Raw genomic sequence first — 26,114 nt, 5'->3', positions numbered from 1 at the left:
TTCGGTGTAAATATTGAACTAAAGAGTGAAAGCACAAAAATGGCTCTGACTGCCGCTGCGTCAGAGTGTATCCACAAAATCATATTCAAATTCTATCTATGCCGCGCTGCCGAAGAGATCTGCAAGACTCTTCGGCAGTTTTTGCATGAATTCACTCATGATCTGATTAATGACCACTTGGGCTTCATGATAAGTTGACGCTATACCAATTAATTGTGTCATGAGCCAATCCAAGGCTTGCGAAATGCCGATATCAGGTAGAGCTTTTCCATAGTAGAAGAACAAGTCACCCAGCGTGCGTTCGTCAGTTTCTTCACGTTGACATAAGGCAGGTAGATCATAGCTCATCATGACCATTGCCATATGTGCGCAAAGGCCGTCATAGCCACGTACTTGTGTCGCATCAAAGCGCAGATATTGTTTAGCAACCTTGAAGTAGCCTTCGATTTGCCAGCGTCTGCCGTACATCTGAATGATGCGTTCGGGGCGCAAATTAGTCTTTGTGGTTGCTAAAACCAAGAAGCGACCCTTGGCACCTTTTTTAGTCACGAAAACCAGCTTCATGACCATCTTTGTACCGTCCATATCGTATTGCACAATGGGACTGTACAGATAATGCTGATGCGTTGGCCGTTTACTCTGCTTTAACGTGGCGTAGAGTCGCTTAACATCCATTTCTCGTCCACGATAACGAAAATACACTTTCTCCGTCTGCTTGATCATGCCGATGCCATTGATCCCGCGTTTAAGCAGTTCATGGAATATCTTGGGATAAGCAAACCAGCTATCAAATAAAGCATAATGTGCCTTGGCACCTGCTTTAATCGCCTAATCAACCAGTTCAAGTGCCACTAGGTTCATTTTGCGATGGGCTTGCTGGCATGCTTTGCCGCAAGTGATCGACCATCATAAGGCTTTTGCAGGCCAACTTGGTTCTTTGTCTTGCTTGAGGCCATCAGCGCAAAGTTGAGCGGCAGAAAGGTATTGCCATCACTCCAACCTAGTGTCAAAGCCCGAAGGCCGGTATAGTACCGTTCATGGTCATGATCGAATACTTTGGAGAGTAATTCGGTCTTCTTGGAGAACTCGCGCTTAAATAGTGAGTCGTCAATGACGAAGGCTTGATCACGACCGGCTGCGGCAAATTGATGGAAATATTGAATCAGACGAACCGCTACCAGTAGAACCAGCCGCTGCCAATTGATTCGAGCATCATTCAAGCAATTACGGGCTGTCCGTTTTGAAAAGTTTGGATTGGCTTCAGCTCGATGCAGTGAGTAACGTTGAAAGATGGACAGGATAATCCACTGAAACAAGCTGGCAATCTTGATACCTTTGTGTTTTTGCGCGTTTGCTTGCCGAAGCGCCTCAGAAAGATGGACCAATTTGAAGAAATGTTTTGTTTTGAGCTAAATATTATGGGTTGATTGTTGTATAGTAAACATGGATGTAAAGACTCCGTTGTATGTTGGTTTTGGTCAACTTAATTATACGACGCGGAGTGCTTTGCGTCTTTTTTGGTGTCAAAAAGTCCCGATTTCTCGGGACTTTCTGCGGATATTCAACTTTCACTCTTTAGGTCTTACTCTGTACATTCTTGAATGTACTGAAATGACGATTTCATGTTAGAATTCACTTAACTCGAGTTGCATTAACTTTACCCTTTGCCTCTTTGACGGCGTGTTCCTGATAAATCATCTGAATAGCCGAAGATGCCACTAATCAATGAGCTAAGTCTAAATTGTCATATATTCGATAAGCGGAATCATTTCTGCTTAAAAAAGGGGAGCTAGTATTGTTTGTCTCAAATATCTCTTTCAAAGATTACATTGGTATCATTCACCAATCTATGGTTTTGTTAATGACAATTCCTTTCGAAAAAAGGATGATATTAATTATCAGAATCACCCTAGGCGTTTACGCAAGTTTAATGTTACTGGGTGAAGTGTTTGCTGGAAACATGTTTGATAGACTGTCAACTATTCTGAGTTTTATATTCTTTCTTATATTTGTCTTTTCACCAGCCTCAGTATTAACCATTCTTGGAATATTTTTATATGGATGTCCTGGTTATTCGTCTAGACAAATTCTTTTTTTGTCCTCTCCCAAAATTAAAAAGCTTGCAAAGTTACGGGCACAATACAATATCGAAAAAGTAATTAAACTAGATTTCCCTCAAATTCTCCGTCTAAGAGTCCCCTTTTTAAAACCGCAACGTCATTTAGTTCTTACCCATAGACCAACAAAAAGGCAATTGAGGAAACTTAAAAAGAAATACCCAAACGCAAAAATCAGTTACGTTCATTCCTACCCTCGAAAAAAGAAGGCCGCTGCGTACAGCATGGCCTTCACGTATAAACATTATTTGGTTTTCTTTAAATCAATCCCCTTTTCAAAACAGCCTTATTCAATCATTGATCTAAGCAATGAAAGCAACGCTAAACTTTGGGGTGATATTAAATCTAACAAAAGATATTATCAACGGTTAGTATCCGACAACGTAAGATTTCACGTTAACGCTTCGTTGTGAGACAAGTGATTTTTGAAACCATCGTTCAGTCATCCCTCAAGACTCCTCATGAACATCATGTTTTTTACGGCATAAATATTGAACTAGTAACATAATCACGAAGAAAAGCAGCCCCGTGAACAGATTTCTAATAATCTGCAGCGGAGCCTTTAGGATTATATCAACGCAAAATAGAAATACCGTAAAAACGCAAGTAGCGATGATGTCTTCCCTTAAATCAACGATAAGTATTCATCTCCAAAAAACGTGACACCTAACCCAACCATACTGTGAGACGGACCGATCGAGTTACCTGCTGACAAGCATAATAATAAAGATATATTTTTGTTGTTTCCAACTTAAACTTCTTCAAGATCGAGCCTGTCTTTTCTTCCAAGATGACTAGCCAGTTCAACAACCGCTGGCTCTGTTAAACTGCTTTTTAGGTACCCTTTTTCCCTAACTATCCCTAGTGTAAAATAATTCCATGAAGTTGTGGCATCGTCCAAATAAACGTCGGGTTTTTCCAATTTAACGTTGATTTTCAGAAAAGCCTAGCAAAAATAGCGGTCTCACTGTCAATTTTCCTTCCCAATCGCTGGGCGTTTTTTCACCGGCAAAGACATCCAGACAATTGACAGGACAATCAACCCGCCGCCTAGTATAAACGCCGGCGTCATTTGAATCCGGAAAAAAGGTAATGAGTATACGAGAACAAATACTGGGTTTAGTGCGCGAATTAAATTGGCATCGCGAAATGAGATGAACTTAAGTCCGCGGTAAAACAGCAGCAGTCCCAGAAACCCGGAGCAAAACGCCGAAACCGCAACGGCACCAATACCCACGTTGGGCGAAAAAGCTAACTTGCCACTGCCGGCTGCAACAATGCCGAGTATGATCACTGCGGTTGCTTGGTTGTACAAAAGCAAAATTTTTTCATTGACACGCGCCAATGCTTTTTTCGCCAGCGTGTTGGTTAACGCAAAACTAAACGTGTAGCCAAACGCACAAACCAGTCCGAGCATGTCAGTCATACGCCCGGAGAAATCGGATACCAACGCTGTTCCGGCAATACATAACCCAATCGGCACTATTTCTCGGCGATCAAACCGCTCATGCAACAAGAATACAGACAATAAAATCGCAAAAACAATATAGAAGCGGCCGATCAATCCGACACTCACCGGATCAAGAAAGAAAAGACTCAAATACTGCAAAACAATGCCTAAACAGTTGGTCAGTCCCAATACCCAAATAACGGGACTTTTCACCCATATCAATTTTGTATGGGTTGCACCAATCGTGATAAAAGTCAAACCGAGTGAAACAAGCGCGTTATAAAAACTTGCAGCTAGCGGCGACAGGGTGTTCATCGACCATTTGTTCATCACCGGTGTCACTGCCATCACAGCCACTGACAAAAGATTAAGTAACAAGCCCACGCGCCGCTTACTCATGGGGCCACCCAATGTGCTGAAAAATTTGCCGATAAATATGATCATGAAAAGATTGTTCCGCATCCGGTAATGGTGCAAAGAGTAAACGGCGATCATCGGTTTCAGAAGTCATCGGGATCGCCTCTAAACGTAAAACCTCTGCTTGTACAACTGCCGTTACATGGCCGGTTGGCAAAACATAGTAGCCCAACGACGAAATCGCACTGGGTTCGACGATTGCGCCGGATTCTTCGTAAGACTCACGAACCGCCGCCTGAATAACCGTCTCGCCTGGCTCCAATTTACCACCGGTCAGCTCCCATTTCCGTTTCACATTATGTACCCAAATGAGTCTGCCATGATAAAACTGCAACACCAGCACCGAGTCTGGTCTCTGCGGGATTGGGCCAAAGTAAACGTTTACCATATCAAATCACCTCTTCATTTTTTAAAGTCGGAGTTTGATTGTATCGTTCACAGTCAGGCAGGTCAACAATTTTTATATACCAATTCTAGTCAAAAAGAAAAATCCGTACAGATTCACGCAATCTTAGCTGCGTTGCTACACGGATTTCCCTGATTTTGAAGACACAGTTCACGATCGCGTCAAGTCGCTGCCTTTCACCCAACCGTGCCCGGACACATAGTAAAAAGTCTGCGTGGCCGATCCTTTCAACTTAGCCTTGGCTGTTATCTTACGCGTTACTCGATAATCTTTATGATTGGTCAGGTTGCCGACCTTTTTGAAGCTTGCTGTCGGTGCGTCTGCCGCGAAGGAGCCTTTATAAACTGCGGCGGTGCTTTTCGTTCGATAGGTGCGCGCCTGGTTGAAGATGACTAGCCCCTTGCCATTCAACGTGTATTGGACAACCTGCTGATCGATATTGGCTTGCGTCATATCGACGGCAACAGTGCTGCTGACTGCGAAAAGTGATAAGCCGATCAATGCGATGACGAAACGATGCTTTTTCATGTAACATGCTCCTATACTCGTTTTTCATCAGTATAGTTATTTTAAGAAATCCGTCAATCAATTTGGCAGCATCTTAAGCTTCTAGCAAGAATTAGAGGCGTTATTTACAGAGGACGCTGGCATGTTACGTCTGTTGTCCCCCCGCTGCAAAACAAAAAGCCGTTTGCCTAGTGTTTTGACGTGCACTACGCAAATGGCTTTATTAAACTTATTCGTTATTTCGGTTGAATTAACCCCATGGCATCCATCGTTTCGGCAATTTGCATGGAGTTCCATGCCGCTCCTTTAAGAAGGTTGTCGGAAACATCCCACATGTGGAAGAACCGAGAATTTTCAGCATCCGGGCGAATACGGCCAACGAAGACCTCTTTGCTGCCGACTGCATTCATAGCTTGCGGATAGAGCTGTTGACTTGGATCATCTTGCACCACAACGCCAGGCGCATCGTTTAATGCAGCGCGAATGTCGTCGGCGGTGGCGTTAGCGTCTTCAATTTCAAAATAAACTTCTTCGGAATGGGCAATTGGTACTGGAATCCGAACACAAGTGGCGGTGACTTTGATCGCATCACTGTTCATGTCGCCCGCCATAATCTTTTTGGTTTCGTGAATCATTTTCCACTCTTCATGACTATAGCCGTCTGGTTCGAAGACATCGATTTGAGGCAAGGCGTTGAAAGCAATCGGATAGTGCTTTTTGTCGCTAGCAGTTGGCAGAATTTTAGGCTCTAAGGGTTTATCGTCCAAAGCAGCCTGGGTTTCATCAAACAGTTCATTCATGGCTGACTGTCCGGCGCCGGAAACTGCCTGATAGGTTGAAACAACGACTTGTTTCAAGCCGAATGCTTTGCGGATCGGCTCAAGTGCGGTCACCATTTGAATCGTCGAACAGTTCGGATTCGCGATGATGCCGTGGTGGGTGCGCAGGGCTTCCGGATTGACTTCGGGGACAACCAGCGGAATATCGGGTTCCATACGAAAAGCGCTGGTGTTATCAACGACCACGGCGCCGGCTTTAACAGCTGCAGGGGCAAAACGTTTGGAAACCGAGCCGCCTGCTGAAAATAATGCAATATCAATCCCCTTGAACGCATCATCAGTTGTTTCATGAACTGTTAACGTCCCGTCACGAAAAGGTACCGTCTTACCTTCTGACCGTTTGCTGGCCAAGGCAAGGACTGACGCAATTGGCAGCTTGCTTTCTGCGACCATCTTCAACATCCGGGTTCCGACCGCGCCGGTTGCCCCTACAACTGCTACGTGATAACCACTCATGATTGATTTATGCTCCTTCTATTAATGTGTCTGCCAAATCTCGATGCGGCAATGAGTCAATGAACTGCTCATAAGCCGCCTGCTCGCCAGTGGGTTGGAAAGTTGCTTGTGTCAGTTTACCACTTTCAAGCGCTTCATCCGGTACGGTGATTGTCGCCGTCACGGTTGCGTTCCCGATGAGTTCGATCCAGTAACGCCCATGGTCATGATGAACCATCGTCTTCACCATGCCGCCTGGATTATACACGGTATTCACGCACTCAAACGCCGCCTCCTGGGGATGAGTCAGAATAAACGCTAAGGTCGTTGCGGACATCCCGGTGCCACATGCATTGGTGAACCCGACGCCGCGTTCATAAGTCCGGGCAAACAAGGTGTCCTTACCTAAGATTTCGGCAAACGTTACGTTAACCCCTTCCGGAAAATACGGATTTTTGGCATTTAACATTTTGCCAATTCGCTCCAGATCAGGACTGACCAGTTCTTCTTTAGACACAAATGCAATTAAGTGCGGGTTGGGTACTGCCACTGCGGTAAACTTCAAACTAGGATGGATAGCCGGCAAGACAGTGTCAACGATGCGGTCAACGCCAAGATTGGCAAATGGCAAGTCAGCAGCGGCAAAACTGACTGGCGAAATTTCAACTGAATATGCCGGAACACCGGAAGCTAATGGCGACTGTTTTGCAACGGCCAGGTCGGCAAAATCCGTGTGCACCTTGAATGCTGATTGACCGGTTTTTTCACTTAGATAGCGGGCAACTGTCCGTAAACCATTGCCACACAATTTAGCCAGGCTGCCGTCCGTATTCACCACCGTCATTTTCCCAGCAGTCCCGGGCGCATCCGTTATTGCCAAAACGCCATCTGCTCCGCCTAACCAGCCAGTTTGGCGATTCGTCACCTGCTTGGTAAAAGCTGCCAGTTGGCTTGTGCTCAATGGCTGTTTCAATTGCGTTTCATCTAATAAAAAGAAACTATTTTCAGAGCCATGAACTTTTTGTAATGTCACCATACTCACTGCACCTCCAAACGCTGATTGATCGGAATGAAAAAGGCGTTATAGATGGCCTTGACTGCTCGATTCGCCGATTCCCGCGATGTGCCAAGCATCAATGAAATCTGGGAGGCCCCTTCATTAATCATCGACACATGCACGCCGGCGCTCGCTAGCGGCTGCAAAATCGTCTGAATCAATCCGGTTCGTTGTGCCATCCCTTCACCTACCACCATGATAATCGCATAATCGTCAATCCACTTCAAAACGTCCGGGTGTACAACTTCCTGAATTTCAGCACAAATGGCCTTACGTTTCGCCTCTGTGAGCTGCCGATCATCCAAAATAATGGTCAAATCGTCAATCCCGCTTGGCATATGCTCATAACTGATGCCATGTCGCGCCAAAACCTGCAGCAGCTTGAGCGTAAATCCGACTTCCTTATTGAGTAAATAACGATGCAGATAGATCGCGCCAAAATGTTGTGAGCTGACAATGCCGGTAATCGCATGTTTCGGCACAAAATGTTGTTCCGGGACAATCATCGTCCCAGGGGCAGAAGGATGATTCGTATTTTTTAAATTAATCGGAATCTGTCCCGCAATGGCCGGTAGAATCGCTTCATCATGAAAAACGCCAAAGCCGCCATATGACAACTCCCGCATTTCCCGATACGTCATTTCTTGAATCATCTGCGGATTTGCCACCACCCGTGGATCAGCAGCCGCAACGCCATCTACATCGGTGAAGTTTTCATACAGGTCGGCATGAAACCCGTTTGCTAAAATCGCACCGGTAATATCCGAGCCGCCACGTGAAAAAGTAGCAATATCACCATCACTGGTATAGCCATAAAATCCCGGTACCACCAGCACACCCAGTGGCCGCCGAAATGCCGCCAAACGATCGTAAGTTTCACGTGAAACCTCAGCATCATTGGGATGATCAGTTACAACAATTCCTAAAGTTTTCGGTTCACCATACGTGGCTTCGATACCTTCGTGGTTCAAAACTGCCGTCATGAGAAAAGCATTTAATTTTTCGCCTCGTGCCTTGAAGCCAGCCATTAGGTAGTCGGCATTTTTAAAGCTGGTATTCGGTAACTGGTATAGTTCATTTTCGATTTTTTCCATAACTTGCGCGTCAAGGTTGAACGCCGTGGCAATGGCCTGATACCGAGCCACAATTTCAGCAACGATTGCAGCCGTTTCACCCTGCTGCAACACCGCTTGGGCGTACTTGATTAGCAGGTCTGTCACCTTGACATCGCCGGGATGCCGTTTACCAGGCGCACTGGTTACGATAACCTGCCGATCCGGATTCGCCTTCATAATCGCCACAACCTTGGCAAACTGCGCTCCATCTGCTAATGACGAACCGCCAAATTTTACGACACGCACGATAAACTGCCTCCCTAACCCCATTTTCCAGTGTATCCTTGACGCCAACAACCTTGCCAATCACCAACCGACAGCGATTGCGTAAGTGATTTTCATCTGGCATCAACAGACGGCAATGCAAATGAGAACTCTGTCATTTTATTCTGTACTTTAACAGACTCCCAGAGAAACACAAGCCCCCACCATCCCGCCAAAACAGCATTTTTTGACGCCATTGCATAGTAATAATGAGCTTAAAAATGTTTTTAATTTTTTGCTAGGTATTGGGGTGGCGGATTGAAAGTGGGTTGTTGGGAATCAGGCTTTCAAGATGGTTCTTTGGAATACAGTCACACTGTTCGCGCTGAAGAAATAGAAAGTAAGCGTCAGCCACCATGTTTGAGGCTCTTATATTTGGTCTCTGAGTAAGAGATACTCTCGCTCACCATAACGCGCGTTCCGCTGAGCAGGCATGTAAGGACCTTGGTCGCAATGGCCAAGAGCGGGCCATCACCGTCTAAGGGCACTAGTTCGCTTTTACTCCCATAACGCGCTCCCGAGCGCAGGAGTCTGCGTGTAAGGACCTTGGGCGCAATGACCAAGCCCGGGTCATTGCGCCCAAGGCCACTTACACTCCGACTCCTAACCGCGCTGGCTCGCGCTCACAAAAATTTGACGCGTACCGTTTTTTATTATAATGTGGTGTCAAACAGATAGAGGTTGCAGCCAACATGACTAACCGAATCGAGCGAGATCCTTCGTGGTGACATTCGGTGAAAGGGGCGGTTGCCGAAATGGGTGATCCGGGATCGGTGAGCCTGTTGGGCCAGGGTTAAATAAATCCTGTACTGTCGCTTAGGTATCTAAGCGGGGCGCTATCATTCAAGTAGATTGCAAGTTGGGATCTTTTTGTTTGACGCGCGGCCAAACAAAAGGGTCCCTTTTCGTTTGCCGTTGCCCTGCCATCACTCGGGAGGATGAACTGAATGAATTTTGCCACAAATCACGAAGGTCAATTAACGATTGGCGGGGTTGTTGCCAGTCAACTTGTCCACACTTTTCAAACGCCGCTTTATGTTTATGACGTTGGCGCCATTCGCCATCAGATTCGGGCGTTCAAGCAGGTTTTTGAAACTGCGGGGGTTGCATACGCCGTTAGTTACGCTTCCAAGGCGTTTGCTACCATCGCGATGTACGAGGTCGCCAAAGCCGAAGCCATTCATGTCGATGTTGTTTCCGGTGGCGAGTTATACACGGCTCAAGCAGCGGGCTTCCCTATGGACAAAGTCAGTTTCCACGGTAACAACAAAAGCAAAGCCGAACTGGAACAAGCTTTAGACGCCGGGGTTGGCACGATCATCGTTGATAATTTTCACGAGTTGGACCTGCTTGACGAGTTGCTAAAGGCGGCCGTGGGCAAGCAAAACGTCTTGATCCGGGTGGCACCGGGGATTAGTGCTCATACACACGCTTATGATCAAACCGGCCAAACCGATAGTAAATTTGGCTTTGATCTTGAAAGCGGGCAAGCCGATGAAGCAGCCAAGCGTATTCTGGCGGATGATCATCTTAATTTGCTGGGTATTCACGCCCACATTGGCTCCCAGATTTTTGAAGTCGCCGGGTTTGAAGCCGTCACCCAAAAGCTGCTGGCAGTCCTTGATCATTGGCACCAGCAATTCGGCTTTATTCCTAAAGTCCTCAATGTCGGCGGCGGCTTTGGGATTGCGTATACCAAGCAGGATGATCCGCTACCACCAGAAGCTTTCGTGCAGGCGATTGTGACCACCTTGAAAACCCAAAGCCACGGTTTTAACTGGCCATTGCCTGCCGTTTGGATTGAGCCGGGCCGCTCGATTGTCGGTCCTGCCGGCTACAGTCTGTACACGGTCGGCAGCCGCAAAGATGTCCCGGGCTTGCGGCCTTACGTTGCGGTTGATGGCGGCATGGGCGACAATATCCGCCCTGCCCTTTATCAGGCTCAATACACTGCTGTGGTTGCGGATCACCCGACTGCCCAGCCCACAGAACGTGTCCATTTAGTCGGAAAGTATTGCGAATCCGGCGACATTTTGATTGATGATGCCCCGCTGCCGGCCACACACCCAGGCGATGTGGTTGCCGTGTTCGACACTGGCGCATATGGCTACTCGATGGCGTCCAACTACAATCGCAACCCGCGTCCAGCCGTTGTTTTTGTCGAAAATGGCCAAGCACAGCTAGTGGTCACGCGTGAAACTTACGCCGATTTAATTCAACACGATCAGCACTACACCGCCCCAAGTCAATCAGCGCCGACATCAACCGCCACTACTGTCGCAAAAAAATAGGAGGCCATCATGGCACAACTCGATACCGAAAAAATCATTTCAACCATCGCAAACAGCAAGAAAACCACGCCAGTCAAAGTGTATCTCAAAGGGAAATTAGCCGACTTGCATTTCCCTAAAAGTGTTCATGCATTTATTGGCAAACACACGGGCACTGTCATCGGTGACTGGGCAGAGATTCAGCCCGTTTTAAAAACCGCTAAACTGGATGATTACTATGTCGAGGCTGCCGGTCGTAACACCGGGGTGCCATTATTGGACATCAAAACAACCAATGCCCGTATCGAGCCTGGTGCGATCATTCGCGATCAGGTGCTGATTGGTGACAATGCGGTGATCATGATGGGCGCGATTATTAACATCGGCGCGGAAATCGGTGCCGGAACCATGATTGACATGGGGGCCGTGCTTGGCGGCCGCGCCATTGTCGGCAAACATTGCCATATCGGCGCGGGCACAGTGCTTGCTGGCGTGGTGGAACCACCGTCAGCTAAGCCAGTGACAATCGGTGATCACGTGATGACCGGTGCCAATGCCGTTGTGCTTGAAGGCGTGACCGTGGGCGAAGGGGCTGTCATTGCTGCGGGCGCTGTTGTCATTAATGACGTTCCTGCCCATACAGTCGTCGCCGGTGTCCCAGCCAAGGTGATTAAAAAAGTCAACGATCAAACGGAAGCTAAGACGGTGCTGCTTGATGAACTCAGAAAGTTGTGACATTTAATGAAGGAAGCCGAACTCATTGCTATTCGCCGCCAGCTCCACCAAATCCCGGAATTAGCGCTGCAGGAAAAAGAAACCCACGCTTTCCTGCTCAAAACCATCCAAAGTTTTCCGCAGACTTTTCTCACCATCCGCACCTTACCGAAGTTGCCAACCGCCATTCTAGTCAAAGTCACTGGCTCCGATCCGCAACGCACGATCGGTTATCGCGCCGATATGGATGCGTTACCGGTCACCGAAGCAACCGGTTTGCCGTTTGCCTCGCATCACCTGGGGATTGCGCATGCATGTGGTCACGATATGCATATGACCGTGGCACTTGGCATTCTCAGTTATTTTGCCGTTCATCAGCCAAAGGATCATCTGATTTTCTTCTTCCAGCCGGCTGAAGAAAGCAAGAATGGCGGTAAACTGGCTTATGACATGGGCGCTTTCACCGGTGAGTGGCAGATTGATGAATTTTATGGCCTGCATGATCGGCCTGACCTGCCTGCTGGTACGATTAGCACGCGGCTCGGAACGCTTTTTGCCGGCACCACTGAGATTAACGTTGATTTAATCGGTAAAAGCGGCCATGCAGCGTTACCGCAAAATGCTAACGATATGATCGTCGCAGCGGCCAGTTTCATCAGCCAAATCCAAACGGTTGTCGCTCGCAATGTCGGCCCCACAGACAGCGCCGTGATCACATTCGGCCTCATGCGCGCCGGAACCATCCGCAACGTGATTGCCGGCAGCGCCCATCTAGAAGGCACCTTGCGTGGCTTCACGCAAAAGCAAATTAATTTCTTGCAACAGCGAATTCGGGATATCGGTCAAGGCATCGCGGCTAGTTTCAACTGCGAAGTCAAAGTTGATTTGAATCAAGGCGGTTATTATCCCGTCGAAAATAATCCGCACCTGACAAAAGATTTCATTGATTTCATGCAAGCCGACCCAGCCGTGACCTTTGTGCCAACCGATCCAGTCATGACCGGTGAGGACTTTGGTTATCTATTAAACAAAATTCCTGGCACCATGTTTTGGCTAGGCGTGAATGATCCGGATTCGCAGTTGCACGCCGCTGACTTTTTACCAGATGAAGCAGCTCTAGCGCCAGGTGTGACGGCTATCATTCATTTTCTGACGCATCGGATGGCGGAAGCGGCTTGAGGGTCTTGATTGATAGTGTGCAAGGGCAGTCACGGATTTTTTGGTGATGGCTTGCCAGTTGGATTCAGCATAATGCGTTCGCTGGCGCAGAAGTCTGCGTGTAAGGACCTGGGTCGCAATGGTCAAAACCCGACCATCACGGCTAAGGCCGCTTACACTCCGACTTCTAATCGTGCCGGCTCGCGCTCACTTTAACGCGCTCCCCGGCGCAGAAGTCTGCGTATAAGGACCTTAAGCGCAATGGCCAAGACCGGGCCATCACGCTTAAGGCCGCTTACACTCCGACTTCTAACCGCGCCGGCTCGCGCTCAGGGGGGTTTTTAAATGCAAAGAGCAGAATTAATCACCGCGATTGTGACACCGTTTAACGACCGCGATGAAATTGACTATGATAGTATGCAACGGTTAGTCGATCATCTCATTGATCAAGGTACTGACGGGTTTGTGGTTGGGGCTACGACGGGTGAAGGGCCTACGTTGAGTCATGATGAAAAGATCACCCTTTACACCCGTTTTGTGGCCATGGTTCACGGGCGCGCACTCGTGATTGCCAATTCGGGGTCTAACAACACCCGCGAAACCACTGATTTTACGCATGAAGTCGGTGGAATTGCCGGAATTGATGCTACTTTGGTTGTGGTTCCGTATTACAACAAACCGGATCAAAATGGCATGATCGCGCACTATACCACGGTTGCGGCAAGTGCGCAAAAACCGATCATTATTTACAACATTCCAGGACGGACCGGCGTGGACATGTTACCGGAAACTGTGGCAACGCTGGCACAAAACCCCATGATTCAAGGGATCAAGCAGTGCGGCAGTTTGGCAGCACTCAGCGATATCATCGACCGAACCAAACATGATGCCTTCAACGTCTGGACCGGCGAAGATGCTCAAGCGCTGACGATCAAAACACTGGGCGGGATGGGCGTTATTTCAGTTGCCTCCCACCTATATGCCCACAGCATCCGGGAAATGTATCGTGCGCTTGATCGCGGTGACGTCACCACTGTAGCCGCATTACAACGGCAACTGTTACCGAAAATGGCCGCGTTATTCCATTTTCCATCCCCAGCGCCTACCAAAGCCGCACTTAATGCTTTGGGATTCAAAGTCGGCAGCCCGCGTTTACCGCTACTGCCATTAACAGCGGCACAACAACAAGAATTAGCCCATCTATTAGGGGTTTCGGAACTATCAGCAATTGAAGCGGAGGTGCTTGCATGATTCACGTTCTTGTCGCCGGTTTTCGCGGTGCCATGGGTCAAAAAACAGTCAAAATGGTCCAGTCACAAAAAGATTTCGCATTAAGTGCCGTTTTTGATCCCAAAGCAACTGCCGCTGATGCCCAAAAATATGGACTACCAGCTGATACAAAAGTGCTCACGAGCTATGATCAGCTCAATCCCGACATTGCCGATGTGTGGGTTGATTTTACCAACCCCACTGCCGTCGCTGCCAACATTGAAGCTGCGATCAAAGCTGGCATTCACCCAGTCGTTGGCACAAGCGGCATGACGCAAGCCGATCAAAACCGCTTAATCGAACTCGCCCAAGCCCGTCAGCTCGGCGGTCTAATCGCCCCAAACTTCGGCCTTTCCGCGGTTCTCTTAATGAAGTTCGCACAGGAAGCCGCCGCCTACTTCCCTGATGCCGAAATCATCGAAATGCACCATCAGGATAAGGCCGACGCTCCATCAGGCACCGCCATCGCCACTGCGCACAAAATCGCCGCCGGACGCACCCAAAAGCCCTTGTCCACCATCGACAACGACGCCCGTGGCCAACGCATTGATGACGTCCCGGTCCACGCCATCCGCTTACCAGGTTACATCGCCCACGAACAAGTCCTCTTCGGCGGTCCCGGTGAAGCCCTCACCATCCGCCAAGACTCCTTCGATCGCCAAAGCTTCATGCAAGGAGTCGCCGTTGCCATTCGCAAGGTTCAGGCAGCGGATCATTTGGTTGTGGGGTTGGAAAATTTCCTGTAGACAAAAAGAACGCGCTGACATACCTTTAAAAAAGCTGGGTCAGCGCGTTTTGTTTTATCAAAAGACGTCTCAGGATCACATTTTGTACCTGTCACTTGATAAACTATGTACCCGGGTTGGCAGTCGCTATCCCTGCTAGTTATTCCTTTGGCCGCGTCTCTGCCAGTTGTTTCAGCACTTCCTTCAAAGTAGGCGCCTCGGAATCTTTTTTTGAAATTTGCGCTAAATTATCAGGCTTAATGGCGATCGGCCACTCAATCCCCAAATCAGGATCCAGAGGTGTTAGTGCCACACCGCTCATCCCCTTTTCCCATTCGTTGTCGAAGAAGTAAAGATATTCCGTATCATCGGCAACCGCCTGAAACCCATTACAAACGCCTTGAGGAACAAAAACCTGCACACCGGGCGTTAAACGAACCGTGACAACGGAACCCAAAGTAGGACTGTCCCGTCTTGTATCCACATAGGCACCAAATGCTTCTCCATGGGCAACCGTGACGAGCTTCGACATCGCTTCACCATGCAACCCTCTAACAGCCCCGCGCTTAGTCCGGGTCAAATTGACCTGTTTCCAAGCCATATTAGGGTTTACTAACACTTGCGAATGCTGGCTCTGGCGAAACAGCTCTCGAACCGTTCCGCGCTCATCCGTCACCATCTTCACATGAATAATCTTCAACCCATCAATTTCGGATGATGCGGATGAAAAAGGAACAACTTCTAATGTCATAAGCAATCCACTCCCTTTTTAATGTATTAATAGCGCAAACCGCTCTTACTTACAAGAGCAACTATATGTTTTAATTCGGCTAACACCTTGATACAAAAAAACTGCACAGATGGTCATGGCATGGGAAAGAACGATAAACATGACTGTTAAAAAGCGCCGTCACGGAAATTCAACTATGATTACAGTTTCCGCGTCATTTAATATTGGTAGAAATGTTGAATATTAGCCTATCATTGCCGAAAATGGTGTCATCAGTCTGTTGTCCGTTAAGCATAGTATCTTCGAGAGTAATTCCGACTACGATTTACGTAAAGCAATGATGGAAGAAAGCATCGACGATAATGGCATTTTAGTGGAACGTCTGGGATGAATAACGAGAATCAAAACCCCCTTTTAGAATCGAGTTATCTATTCGCAAGATAAGTGGTTACACCATTTTGACTGGCTTGATCAGTTGTGACTATATTGCACGTTCAGGCAGCGGATCATTTGGTTGTGGGTTTGGAAAAATTTCCTGTAAACAAAAAGAACGCGCTGACTTGGCCTAGAGAGGCTGGTCAGCGCTTTTTTGGTACCACTTGCGCAACCTATCTCCTAGTCATCAGGAGTACCTATTGTTCACGTTTCCGATGGCAGGATTGTATGAACATCAACATTCAGTTCCTTCAAAGCATCAACATTCTTTTTGAAAAGTGCTTCATCAACTATTCGAGTGCCTAATAAGAATACTTTGAGATTCTCATTATTTTGCTTATTTTGGGGATCTAGCCGATAACTCAAAACTAGCTTCAAAAAAGCAACATGATGACGAACATAAAGAACGTAATGATCTACCTTGGATAAATCCAGCGACTGCAGGAGATACGCAGCTGATGACAAATCGTCTTGACTCAAAAAAGAAGCAGCAACATTGTACAAAATGTTGACGAGCAGTTCATCGTACGTGGCCAAGTGAAACTCACGAAAAGAAGTCAACATCTTCTTCCAAAGTCGCAAGTTAACTTCACCGGGTAGTGATGAGGCAAGATTACCAAAAACAACATACTCAAAACTAAACCATTTCCCTGGCTGCAACAAATAATCTTGTACATAATCACAATCTTCGGCTGACAAAAGGGGATCTTCACCTGCCAATTCCTTCACACAACTTTCAAGAATCAACAAGATCAAGCGAACAGGTGCAGTCATAGGGTGCGCTTGTTCAAATGCGGCTGAAAATGCCCTTAAACCGGCGATGTCAAGTTGATCGTAATATTCAGATATATTCTTGAGAATACTGGAAATTGATTCATCCTGACCATTGATAAGTAAACAAAACTCTTCAGGTGTTGTAAAAGTCGGCTGAAGGATCTGAAGTAAATTGCGGACAGTAATGTCATCATGATCGCGTTCGAAGTGCGAAATAGTTGATTGATGCAAATTTCCTCGCACTTGTTCGATTCCTAATTCTCGTCGTTTACGAATCTCTCGAAAATAAGCCCCAACGTTATCATTCTGCATCAGTCATCACGACTCCTCCTAAAATTAGAACTGTTGTTAACTAAATAAATATGATTCTTGTCATATTCTTTGCTGATGGGTTTTTGGTGAGATGTATGCTGTTAATATTAGCATAGTCATACATCAATTAAACATGTGTTATCAGTCACTTTTGCAAATGGTAGCAACCTTTCACCAAACTTATCGTCACGGCTTATCAACGTTGCAAGGTATGTATACCATTACTTTGAGCCTCGCTATGTAACGCATTTTGTTTGGAGGGGACTTATATGCTTTTGGCTATCCACGATCTGACATTTCGATTCCGCGGAAAAACAATCTTTCAACACGCAACGATGCATCTGAAACAACCCGGCGTTTACAGCTTAGTCGCCCCAAATGGCTACGGTAAAACAACCTTACTGAACTTACTCACCGGCTTATTACAACCGCAATCAGGCTTAATCCAGTTGCTGGACAAACCGATAACAAGCCAGTTGATTTTTCAAAAAGTTGCCTATCTCCAAGACAACTCGGTTCTTTATCCCTATTTGACCGGGCAACAACATTTAGATTTCTTAACAGCAGTTCATCGGCTGAATCCCCGGTCTGTTGCTGCCATTGCTGATCAGCTGCAAACGACCGATTTCTTAAACCAACGTGTGGGCAAATATTCTTTAGGGATGAAACAAAGACTACTCCTGGTGATGGCTTTGGTGGTTAAGCCTACCATTCTCTTACTCGATGAACCGCTAAATGGGTTGGATCCTACTAGCCTACAACTGGTCCGTGAAGTCATTCTTACCCTTGCGCACCAAGATGTCGCTGTCTTGATTTCGTCACATAACTTGGATGAATTGATGAAAGTGACGCAGCATTATTTCTTCATTACAGGACAACAAATTCATGAAGAAGTACTGGGGCCAAATGACTCTGCAGAAGCACGCTATAATGCGCTCTTTGCAACATCTCGATGAAACAGGCACTGTTCGTTCTTGAATGGCGACGCTTAAAAGCAAGTTTTGTCCTGAGCTTGGCGCTTGGTCTCGCCGTCATCATTGCCGTTGCTTTCTTCTTAATGAGTCGTGTCCGGCAACATCAAACGTATCAAACATTAAACGTACAAATAGAAACGAAACAAGCCGCATTAAGTCGGGTTGATGGCAATTGGCGCTATATTGCTACCCATCCCGATGAAACCAGCCCGGATCAAGTCGCACAGGCAAAACTAAAAGTGCGCCATGCTCGTCACTTAGCGCGTTTATACACCCAACAGGAACAATTTCTGAGCCGTCATGACAATCGCAACTATTTGAAAACCAGCTTAGCAGTCTTTCACCAGGAAGCGTTGTTAAAGAAGCTTAGCCCAGATGACTTTAGCGCCGATCTTATTTTCAATCGGCAGCAGGCAATATTTTTCCGGAAATTAGTAGCTACTCATCAAGGATATGAGATCAATGGCAGTGCAACGCTTCCTGCTATTTTCCTAACCGACTTTAGTCACTTGATCAAACATTGGGCCGTTCTCTTACTGATGGTAATGATTCTGTCAACAACTTGGACTTTGTCATGGGTGGGTAACCAACACAAATGGGTCACTTTAAATCAGCCTAATCATCGGAACTGGCTAGCCATGAATTTTCTGGTTATTCTGATGACTTGGCTGGTGATGCTATTCATAATGCTTGGTCTTGGTCTACTCATCAGTAAACTCTGGGGACGCCCTCTTATCAGTGGCACTCACAGTTGGCAAAATACGGCCACTGATCATGCGCAACCTCTAAAAACCCTGCTCCAAGAAAATATCATGATGTCTATTGTACACTTTGCCATTCTTTATTTTACTTGGCAACTTCTTAGTATGCTTGCTGCCCGAGTTCGGAGGTGATTCGATGTTTTTTCATTATTTGAAATTTGAATTGACCAAACGCAATCAACGCTGGTGGGTTTGGCTACTCGTTGCCATCCTGACCGGAATTGGCGTTACCGGTAATTTCCAACAAAAAGCAGCACAAAATGAATTTATCCAGAAATATCGTCAGGAACTCATTCATCAAGGTGCAAGCCAAGCTAACGGACCAACCGCTCTGAAGATTGAACTGCAACAACTCAACCGTTCACCAGCAGCTTATAATCATTGGTTTGCTGCGGAATTACCCGTTTTAAGCGGCCAACGCCCAGCAACGAACAATAATGCTGGCGCCAATTATCGAATCGCGGTTTTGAATGGTTCAGCCAAACCAGATTATTTGGATGCAGTTAACCGAACGGAACACCAAAATGAACTTCTTGCTCAGCACAAACTTAGTAGCTACTATCCTCAGGGCCTGCTATTTACTGATCAAGAACTGCAAACAATGCCAGCTGAAACCGCAAAACTTGTCCGCGAGTGGTTTCCGACCTTTTATGTTCGTGGGTTTGATTACCTGCAATATTTATTCCAACAAAATATTCCGTTTTATTTACTACTCATCGGCATTATCGTCTCAGGTGGCCTTTTCGCCAAAGAATTAGCACACCAACGCGCACACGCCAATTGGTTAAGGCTACAAGGTGAAGGCTGGGGCACACAGATCGCTGTCCAATTTTTGACAATCGGTTTGACGACAGTGGAGATTGTCCTCCTGCCGCTTCTGCTCACAACACTAGTGACAGGTTGCCTAAATGGTTTTGGCAGTTTACAATTCCCAGTAATAAATGTCACCTATCAGAATACCTTGAATAGTTTTGCCGAGGACTTTACTACCAGCGGCCAACTCATCTTCCACTCAATTGCACTACTATTGCTTTTAATTGCGTTAGTGACAGCGTTCAATATTGTGACAGCGCTAATCGCTAAAAATGCATGGATAACGACTACTATCGTCTTGTTGGTCACAGCCAGTGCATTGATAATGCCGCCAATTCCGTGGTTGCCATTAAGTTTCTTCAATGTTTGGAAGATTGCAAGTGGCACCATTGCTCAATCTACGGCGTTACCTGAAATGCAACTTGCGTCAGGCATACGGGTTATCATGGTTTGGCTACTCGGTCTGCTAGCAGCAGCGGCAATTGGCTCGCTGAATTTCAGCCATCACTCTAGCTTTAAGGCATCTAGTAAGGCCGATGCTCCTGAAAACGAACGATCTTATTGACGGTTCACTGTCAAAAGCGATGTCAAAGGAAATATTGTTCTTTAATAGCTATCTACTTGTGATGCAAATTTCCACTGTTTTGAAGTCGTGGATCGCGTCTGCCTCCCATTGGTAAAAGAACTCACATAAGCAGCCATTGCAGACCTGTTAAAAATGCGATGGCCACTTTTGAGTTATTTTGAAGACAAATATCAGCCACAGAAAATCCCTCTAAATATTTATGATATGATTAGAAAAAGATGGCCTTCATAGTCAAAGTTCAACTATAATTAGCCACATACCATAAATCCACGCCACTTGGAGGGATCACTGTGAAAAAAGCAGTCACTATATTCGCCATTCTTTTGGGCATCAGTCTTTTCGCCCCTCAGCAAGCAGCGCACGCACAAACGCAATCGCCACAAGCAACCAAAGTGCAAGTAACCACTGTTCATGACGCTCTTAAGTTAACTTTTCAAGTCAAACCCAACACTAAATACTCGCTAAAAGACCTGAATAACCAGCAATTAGCCAGCGGTAAAGCAAAAAAGAAAACTGTGACGCTGAAAAAGCTTCACGCTACATCGACAAAATTAGTTTTAAAAACAACATCCCGCCAGCGCACAAGTAAAAAAGTCATCGCTGTTCCATCCACATATCCTATTGCGCACAGTGCCATGACTAGCAAGCCCGTCGCGATCGGTCGCAAAGTTGCTTACTACGGGCATAACAAACAACTATTATTCACGATTAAGTCCACCTACTTGCCAAACATGCCCGAAAATAAAACCGGGATCTCGCTAACTTTCCATAATAACCATTACGCCATTCCGCTTAGGTTTTCACCGAGTTACTTCACCGCCTCCGCGAATAATCAGAAAGTTGCCATTGAAACACCATCAAACCTACCTGTTATCAACACGAGCGAGGAAAAGACGATCAATCTCATACTCGATGTACCTAAGGGAAAAGCTGCTGACGGCGTGCTCGTATTTAGTAATGCCGATTTAACTTTACCTATCAATTTCTTCTTTTAACCGCACGATCACCCTTGCGCTTCATGAGGCTCGTTATTTTCACCACCACCCAAACTCCGCGCTAATTGTGCAAAGCTGGCCTGTGCAAACCGCTGGATTTCTTCTGGGGATTCCGGATGTGCTTGGACTAGCCAAAGCCGCAAAATATTGGTGAGGCCTCCAAGTGCAAAGGCCATGATGTAGTTGACCTCTTGATCCGTACCTTGCGGATGCCACGGCGCCGGAAAGTCACGATAATGTGCGACTGCATTTTGTTGCCAGACGCCATTCAACCGATCGAACAGACCTTGTCGAATCAACAACCGGACAAGGTCTTTTTGTTGCCACCAAAATGTGAAAAAGTTTTGCATCGTGGTGGCAAAACTAATCGGGGTTTGATCGCGGGTGGCCGCTTTTAAACTTTTGAAATAATCATCTGCTAGTTGGCGGCACAGATAATCAATTAAATCATCCTTAGTTTTAAACGCACGATAAAAAGTTCTTCTTGATAAATCCGCCGTTTGGACAATTTCCGTAATCGAAATATCTTCAATCGCCTCATCCTTCATCAACGTCACTAATGCATCCACTAACCATTGTTTTGATTGGCGCGCCATGCGTTGTTTTCCATTCATGTCCACCGTCTCCTAACTGACACAAACACCACCAATTTGTAGCACTTGTCACCAAACCCTTGTTGCTTATCTTTAGCCCCAGTATACTCAAAGTGCTTTCGAAAGTCACACATGTGTCACGTGTACACAAATGTAGCAGATGAAAGGATCTGATGCAATGACGCGCTTGACTAAAGTACTTTGTTTTATTGGCCTGACGATTGCCATGTTTATGGGGACGTTGGACACGACTATTGTGAATATTGCGATTCCCAAAATTATGACCGAGCTTCACGGTTCACTTGCGAACACCAGTTGGGTCATGACGATTTACACACTTGCCATGTCGGTTTTTATGATTACGGCTTCCAAAATAGCGGATCGTTATGGTCGTAAAAAAATCATGTTACTGGGTCTGGCTCTGTTTGGAGGCTTCTCTGCCGCCTGCATGACCGCTCCCTCGCTACCCGTACTCATTACATTCCGCTTTTTTCAAGGTCTTGGCGGAGCCATCATCACGCCAATCGTGTTACCGATGGGCATCGAAGTCTACGGAAAAGAAAAAATCAATCAGGTCGCTGCGTTGGTCGGTGCTGTCACTGCGCTGGCAGCTGCCGGCGGACCGCCCATTGGTGGCATCATTTTACAAATAGCTTCTTGGCGGTGGATTTTTGGGATTAATATTCCGCTAGCCATTCTCGCATTTTTGCTGGTTACTGTGTGCGCAAAAGAATCGTATGATGAATCACTTGCCGGCCGGATTGATCTTCCGGGGTTACTGTTACTGACAGCTGCACTTGGAGGCGTCACGTTTGGGCTGTTGGAAGGTCGCCAATACGGGTGGACTTCACCACTGATTTTGACCAGTTTAATTGGCGGTGGAGTAGCACTTATTGTCTTCATCATGACTGAAAAAGTGGTTCGGCATCCGTTACTGGAGCTTAATCTTTTCCGGGAAAAAACGCTTAGTGCATCCAGTGTGATTTACTTCATGACCGGTTTCGCCTTAGTTGCACCAAGCTTAATCCTGAATTATTTTCTGCAAGACGTCTTAGGAGATAGTCCCTTACACGCTGCTTTGATCATTATCCCGGTTTCACTGACCATCATGATTGCCATGCCGCTTGCGACTCGACTGCTTGCCAAAGTCGGCGCGATTCCGGTCACACTCACCGGTATGCTGGTGATGGCAGCCAGTCTCTTCCTGCTTTCGCTCATTAAAACCGACACAGCCACCGCACTCATCGTCGTACTGCTCATCATCAATGGGATGGGTTTTGGCTTCGCTTCGGTCTCGTTGGTCGCCTCGGTTCGCTACCTGCCCAAAAACAAAAGCGGCATCGGCTCCGGAATCGTCAACGCTGCCCGCCAAATCGGCACCTGCCTAGGCATCGCCGTCCTGGTAACGGTGCTGGATACCAATATCGACACAGCTAAGACCCAGATTCACCATGCCAGCGATCAAATCGTAACGGAAAAAGTGCTCTCACCTTACGTCAAAAGCGTGGCCCACCAGCAATTAGCGAAAGTTTTCGCCGGCTCATCCACGCCGACAACTCATCAGCAACAAAAAATGAAACAAGCCGTTGCTCAAGCAGCAAAAGTGAAAACCAATCTACCCAAATCCGCGGCAGGAACTGATCTAAGGCGACTATATGATACCAGTTCCGCGTTACGCCACGCTAATATCAAGGTCACAACTGGGTTAACCGCTTTAACGAAAATGATGCAACAAAGCCACTCACCCCTGTCAGTGAGTGTCACCAAGCTGGCCACCGGTGCCATGACCATCAACACGAACCAGACCATCTTTTTAAACGGCATCAAACAAATTGCACAGAAGCAAACGCTGCAAAAGACTTTTCAAGCAATAACGGGCCGTAAAAATACCCAGTTGTCACGCGCGTTTAGTCACACTTATCTTGTGGGTGCTCTAATTGTCTTATGCCTCGCTCCTGTATCGCTCTGGACGGATCGGCGGCAACCGAGTACCACGAACATCTAAAACAAAACGGTTTCCATTAACACCCAAGCGAAAATTAAAATCCTTGACATTTTTCCGGTAAGGCTCTAATATTCAAATCAATCATTAATATTTCGTCCATGAAAAACCGTTGATGTGGAGATCAAGATCATTGTGCGCGCACAGAGAGTTGCCGTTGCTGAGAGTGCAATCGAACGCAGATGATTAAATGGACCACGGAGGGTTCTCCCGAAAGTTCGCGAGTACGGGGAAACGTCAGGCATACGTCAGTTGTCGGAGGGATGTTGGTCCCTCGCTAAGCGTGATCAATCGGACTCTTTTTAGACAATTAAGTTAGACTATTTGTCGAAGACTCGAGCGATCAAACTAAGGTGGCACCGCGGAAAATCCGTCCTTAACTAGAGTTCTTAGTTATGGACGGATTTTTTTGCTACTGCAAGCATGTTATGAAGAAGCACCTCACCGCGTCAGCAACAACCACTCATCTCAACAATCAAAGGAGGTCCCCCAAAAATGAAACAAACCAAGGAAATCAAACGATGGCCATTTTCACTTAGCCTTTTTTCTCAACAACCAAGTCGCTATAACAACCAAATTTGGAGGGATCGCCATGATCAAACAAGCTATTGAAAAAGTCGTCAACCATGAAGATTTAACGTTTGAAGAAAGCCAAGCTGTTTTGGATGAAATTATGAACGGCGAGGCGTCTGAAGTGCAAACTGCCAGTCTACTAACCGCGCTAACGGCTAAGCGACCGACGATTGATGAAATTGCCGGTGCAGCAGCTTCTATGCGGCGGCACGCACTCGCTTTTCCGGAAACCAAGGATGTTTTGGAAATTGTCGGAACCGGTGGCGATCATGCCAACACCTTTAATATTTCTACCACCAGCGCCATTGTTGTTGCGGCGACTGGAACGCCTGTTGCCAAACACGGTAATCGCGCGGCTTCATCCAAGAGCGGTGCCGCCGATGTACTTGAGGCTTTGGGCTTGGATATCAACGAAACGCCGGCTGTCAGTTATCAAAGCCTGCAGGAAAACAATTTAGCTTTTCTGTTCGCGCAGGAATATCACAAGTTGATGAAGTATGTCGCTCCCGTTAGAAAGCAGCTTGGTTTCCGAACTATTTTCAACATTCTCGGTCCGCTGGCAAATCCGGCTCACCCAACGCGCCAACTGCTTGGTGTCTACGATGAAACTTTGCTTGAGCCGTTAGCCAACGTCCTGAAAAAGCTCGGCGTCACCAATGCGCTGGTTGTTCATGGTCGTGACGGCCTTGATGAAATGACAACTGCCGCGGAAACAGCCGTGGTTGAACTAAGCGCTGGCCAACTCACCCAATACACGGTGACGCCGGAACAATTCGGCTTCAATCGCAGTCAGCGCGCCGATCTGGTCGGTGGCACGCCTGAAGAAAATGCGCAAATCACGCAAAATATTCTCGCCGGCAAGCACGGACCGCAACGTGACATTGTCTTACTAAACGCCGGTGCTGCCCTGCATCTGGCTCATCCGGAACTGAGCATTCAAGACGGCATCGCTCTCGCTGCGGAAACGATTGACGCTGGGAAGGCACGTGAAGAATTAAATCACCTGCGCGCCTTTTCTGCCAAACGTAAGGATGTGGTGGCATGATCTTAGATGATCTCGTGGCAGCAACCAAAATCCGCCTTGCTCGCCACCAACAACGCCAATCCTTAACTGAACTCAAACGCATCGTTGCCCATCAACCACCCACCACAAAATCAGACTTCCTCACCATCTTAAAGCAGCCTGGTTTACACGTTATCGCCGAGGTCAAAAAAGCTTCGCCATCAAAAGGAACGATCGTGGCGGATTTTCCTTATATGGCGATTGCTCAAGCTTACGAACAAGCCGGCGTCGATGCTATTTCCGTCCTCACTGAACCTGATTACTTCAACGGCCATCTTCGCTATTTAAAGACGATCAGCCAACAAGTCTCAGTGCCCACACTGCGTAAAGATTTTACGATTGATCCCTATATGATTTACGAAGCCAAGGCAAATGGTGCGTCCATTATTTTACTCATTGTTGCCATCTTAACTGATCAACAATTACGCACCTTCCGCCAACTCGCGGAGAATCTCGGCATGCAAGCCATTGTTGAAGCCTACACCGCCGAAGAAGTGACCCGTGCTTTGCAATCAGGCGCAAAAATCATCGGCACTAACAACCGGAATTTGAAAAATTTTCAGGTTGATTTTACAAACAGTCTGAAACTACGCGCCATGGTTCCTGACTCGATTCCTGTTATCGCCGAAAGCGGGATCCAAACGCAACAAGATGTCGAAAAGTTAGCTGCAGCCGGTTTCAACGCCGTCTTAATCGGTGAAACCCTCATGCGCTCCAAGCACAAGCGGGAATTAATTACGGCATTCAGGGGGATTTGAAA

At 46.9% G+C, this 26,114-nt stretch carries 21 protein-coding genes, 2 pseudogenes and 1 riboswitch; of the genes and pseudogenes, 13 read left to right on the top strand and 10 right to left on the bottom strand.

The features are described from left to right. Window positions 1–96: 96 nt before the first annotated feature. The 7 genes and pseudogenes from EL173_RS00620 to EL173_RS00585 all read right to left on the bottom strand — a co-directional run bounded on the left by EL173_RS00620 (window position 97) and on the right by EL173_RS00585 (window position 8,589). Window positions 97–1,385 (bottom strand): annotated as a pseudogene (locus EL173_RS00620) (IS4 family transposase). Between the two features lie 1,702 nt (window positions 1,386–3,087). Next, entirely contained in the window at window positions 3,088–3,966 is an 879-nt protein-coding gene (locus EL173_RS00610; protein WP_005690244.1) for a DMT family transporter, read from the bottom strand. Then, window positions 3,959–4,372 (bottom strand): NUDIX domain-containing protein, encoded by a 414-nt coding sequence (locus EL173_RS00605; protein WP_005690246.1) that lies wholly within the window; start codon window positions 4,370–4,372, stop codon window positions 3,959–3,961. Before EL173_RS00605 ends, EL173_RS00610 begins: the two co-directional genes overlap by 8 nt. A 168-nt stretch (window positions 4,373–4,540) precedes the next feature. After that, on the bottom strand, window positions 4,541–4,918 hold the full coding sequence (locus EL173_RS00600; RefSeq protein ID WP_019728262.1) for a hypothetical protein: 378 nt from the start codon (window positions 4,916–4,918) through the stop codon (window positions 4,541–4,543). A gap of 215 nt (window positions 4,919–5,133) precedes the next feature. Next, entirely contained in the window at window positions 5,134–6,192 is a 1,059-nt protein-coding gene (locus tag EL173_RS00595) for an aspartate-semialdehyde dehydrogenase (RefSeq protein WP_005690249.1), read from the bottom strand. A gap of 7 nt (window positions 6,193–6,199) precedes the next feature. Further along, a complete protein-coding gene (dapF, locus tag EL173_RS00590; protein WP_005690250.1) occupies window positions 6,200–7,207 on the bottom strand; it encodes a diaminopimelate epimerase in 1,008 nt (335 codons plus the stop codon). Between the two features lie 2 nt (window positions 7,208–7,209). Then, on the bottom strand, window positions 7,210–8,589 hold the full coding sequence (locus tag EL173_RS00585; protein WP_014571022.1) for an aspartate kinase: 1,380 nt from the start codon (window positions 8,587–8,589) through the stop codon (window positions 7,210–7,212). Window positions 8,590–9,274: 685 nt separating this feature from the next. After that, window positions 9,275–9,454, top strand: a riboswitch (Lysine riboswitch). A 100-nt stretch (window positions 9,455–9,554) separates the two neighbouring features. Between EL173_RS00585 and lysA the strand changes: the two genes are divergently transcribed. The 5 genes from lysA to dapB all read left to right on the top strand — a co-directional run bounded on the left by lysA (window position 9,555) and on the right by dapB (window position 14,764). After that, complete coding sequence (gene lysA, locus EL173_RS00575) at window positions 9,555–10,898, top strand: diaminopimelate decarboxylase (protein ID WP_005690253.1); 1,344 nt, start codon at window positions 9,555–9,557, stop codon at window positions 10,896–10,898. A 9-nt stretch (window positions 10,899–10,907) separates the two neighbouring features. Beyond that, window positions 10,908–11,612, top strand: coding sequence for a 2,3,4,5-tetrahydropyridine-2,6-dicarboxylate N-acetyltransferase (gene dapD, locus EL173_RS00570; RefSeq protein ID WP_005690255.1), 705 nt, complete (start codon window positions 10,908–10,910; stop codon window positions 11,610–11,612). A gap of 6 nt (window positions 11,613–11,618) precedes the next feature. Further along, window positions 11,619–12,770, top strand: coding sequence for an N-acetyldiaminopimelate deacetylase (locus tag EL173_RS00565; RefSeq protein ID WP_005690257.1), 1,152 nt, complete (start codon window positions 11,619–11,621; stop codon window positions 12,768–12,770). A 324-nt stretch (window positions 12,771–13,094) separates the two neighbouring features. After that, complete coding sequence (gene dapA / locus EL173_RS00550; protein ID WP_005690261.1) at window positions 13,095–14,000, top strand: 4-hydroxy-tetrahydrodipicolinate synthase; 906 nt, start codon at window positions 13,095–13,097, stop codon at window positions 13,998–14,000. Beyond that, a complete protein-coding gene (gene dapB / locus EL173_RS00545) occupies window positions 13,997–14,764 on the top strand; it encodes a 4-hydroxy-tetrahydrodipicolinate reductase (protein ID WP_005690262.1) in 768 nt (255 codons plus the stop codon). Before dapA ends, dapB begins: the two co-directional genes overlap by 4 nt. A gap of 139 nt (window positions 14,765–14,903) precedes the next feature. Here dapB and EL173_RS00540 read toward each other — a convergent pair whose 3' ends face one another. Continuing rightward, window positions 14,904–15,494 (bottom strand): dTDP-4-dehydrorhamnose 3,5-epimerase family protein, encoded by a 591-nt coding sequence (locus EL173_RS00540; protein WP_005690264.1) that lies wholly within the window; start codon window positions 15,492–15,494, stop codon window positions 14,904–14,906. 139 nt (window positions 15,495–15,633) lie between these two features. Here EL173_RS00540 and EL173_RS15240 point away from each other — a divergent pair. Beyond that, a pseudogene (locus tag EL173_RS15240) lies at window positions 15,634–15,864 on the top strand (AbrB family transcriptional regulator). Window positions 15,865–16,112: 248 nt separating this feature from the next. On the opposite strand, the gene EL173_RS00530 reads toward EL173_RS15240, so the two are convergent. Then, window positions 16,113–16,994 carry a helix-turn-helix domain-containing protein gene (locus tag EL173_RS00530; RefSeq protein ID WP_005690265.1) on the bottom strand — a complete coding sequence of 294 codons (882 nt, stop codon included), beginning with the start codon at window positions 16,992–16,994 and terminating at the stop codon, window positions 16,113–16,115. Between the two features lie 269 nt (window positions 16,995–17,263). Between EL173_RS00530 and EL173_RS00525 the strand changes: the two genes are divergently transcribed. The 4 genes from EL173_RS00525 (at window position 17,264) to EL173_RS00510 (ending at window position 21,123) form a co-directional block, all read left to right on the top strand. Further along, window positions 17,264–17,950 carry an ATP-binding cassette domain-containing protein gene (locus EL173_RS00525; protein ID WP_005690266.1) on the top strand — a complete coding sequence of 229 codons (687 nt, stop codon included), beginning with the start codon at window positions 17,264–17,266 and terminating at the stop codon, window positions 17,948–17,950. After that, window positions 17,947–18,861, top strand: a complete 915-nt coding sequence (locus EL173_RS00520) for a hypothetical protein (RefSeq protein WP_005690267.1) — start codon at window positions 17,947–17,949, stop codon at window positions 18,859–18,861. The genes EL173_RS00525 and EL173_RS00520 overlap by 4 nt, the downstream gene beginning before the upstream one ends. Before the next feature lie 4 nt (window positions 18,862–18,865). Next, entirely contained in the window at window positions 18,866–20,107 is a 1,242-nt protein-coding gene (locus EL173_RS00515) for a hypothetical protein (RefSeq protein WP_005690268.1), read from the top strand. A gap of 311 nt (window positions 20,108–20,418) precedes the next feature. Further along, on the top strand, window positions 20,419–21,123 hold the full coding sequence (locus EL173_RS00510) for a hypothetical protein (RefSeq protein WP_005690269.1): 705 nt from the start codon (window positions 20,419–20,421) through the stop codon (window positions 21,121–21,123). Between the two features lie 8 nt (window positions 21,124–21,131). Here EL173_RS00510 and EL173_RS00505 read toward each other — a convergent pair whose 3' ends face one another. Next, window positions 21,132–21,737: a TetR/AcrR family transcriptional regulator gene (locus EL173_RS00505; RefSeq protein ID WP_005690270.1), complete on the bottom strand. Its 606-nt coding sequence runs from the start codon at window positions 21,735–21,737 to the stop codon at window positions 21,132–21,134. Between the two features lie 157 nt (window positions 21,738–21,894). Here EL173_RS00505 and EL173_RS00500 point away from each other — a divergent pair, with 157 nt between their 5' ends. From EL173_RS00500 to trpC, 3 genes are all read left to right on the top strand, one after another. Further along, window positions 21,895–23,721 carry an MFS transporter gene (locus tag EL173_RS00500; protein ID WP_019728548.1) on the top strand — a complete coding sequence of 609 codons (1,827 nt, stop codon included), beginning with the start codon at window positions 21,895–21,897 and terminating at the stop codon, window positions 23,719–23,721. A gap of 589 nt (window positions 23,722–24,310) precedes the next feature. Further along, window positions 24,311–25,336 carry an anthranilate phosphoribosyltransferase gene (trpD, locus tag EL173_RS00495; RefSeq protein WP_005690272.1) on the top strand — a complete coding sequence of 342 codons (1,026 nt, stop codon included), beginning with the start codon at window positions 24,311–24,313 and terminating at the stop codon, window positions 25,334–25,336. After that, window positions 25,333–26,112 carry an indole-3-glycerol phosphate synthase TrpC gene (gene trpC / locus EL173_RS00490; protein WP_005690273.1) on the top strand — a complete coding sequence of 260 codons (780 nt, stop codon included), beginning with the start codon at window positions 25,333–25,335 and terminating at the stop codon, window positions 26,110–26,112. Before trpD ends, trpC begins: the two co-directional genes overlap by 4 nt. Window positions 26,113–26,114 lie beyond the last annotated feature (2 nt).

The sequence above is a fragment of the Lacticaseibacillus rhamnosus genome (genome assembly GCF_900636965.1).
GTDB classification, from domain to species: domain Bacteria; phylum Bacillota; class Bacilli; order Lactobacillales; family Lactobacillaceae; genus Lacticaseibacillus; species Lacticaseibacillus rhamnosus.
This window is presented reverse-complemented; position numbering and strand designations above follow the sequence as displayed.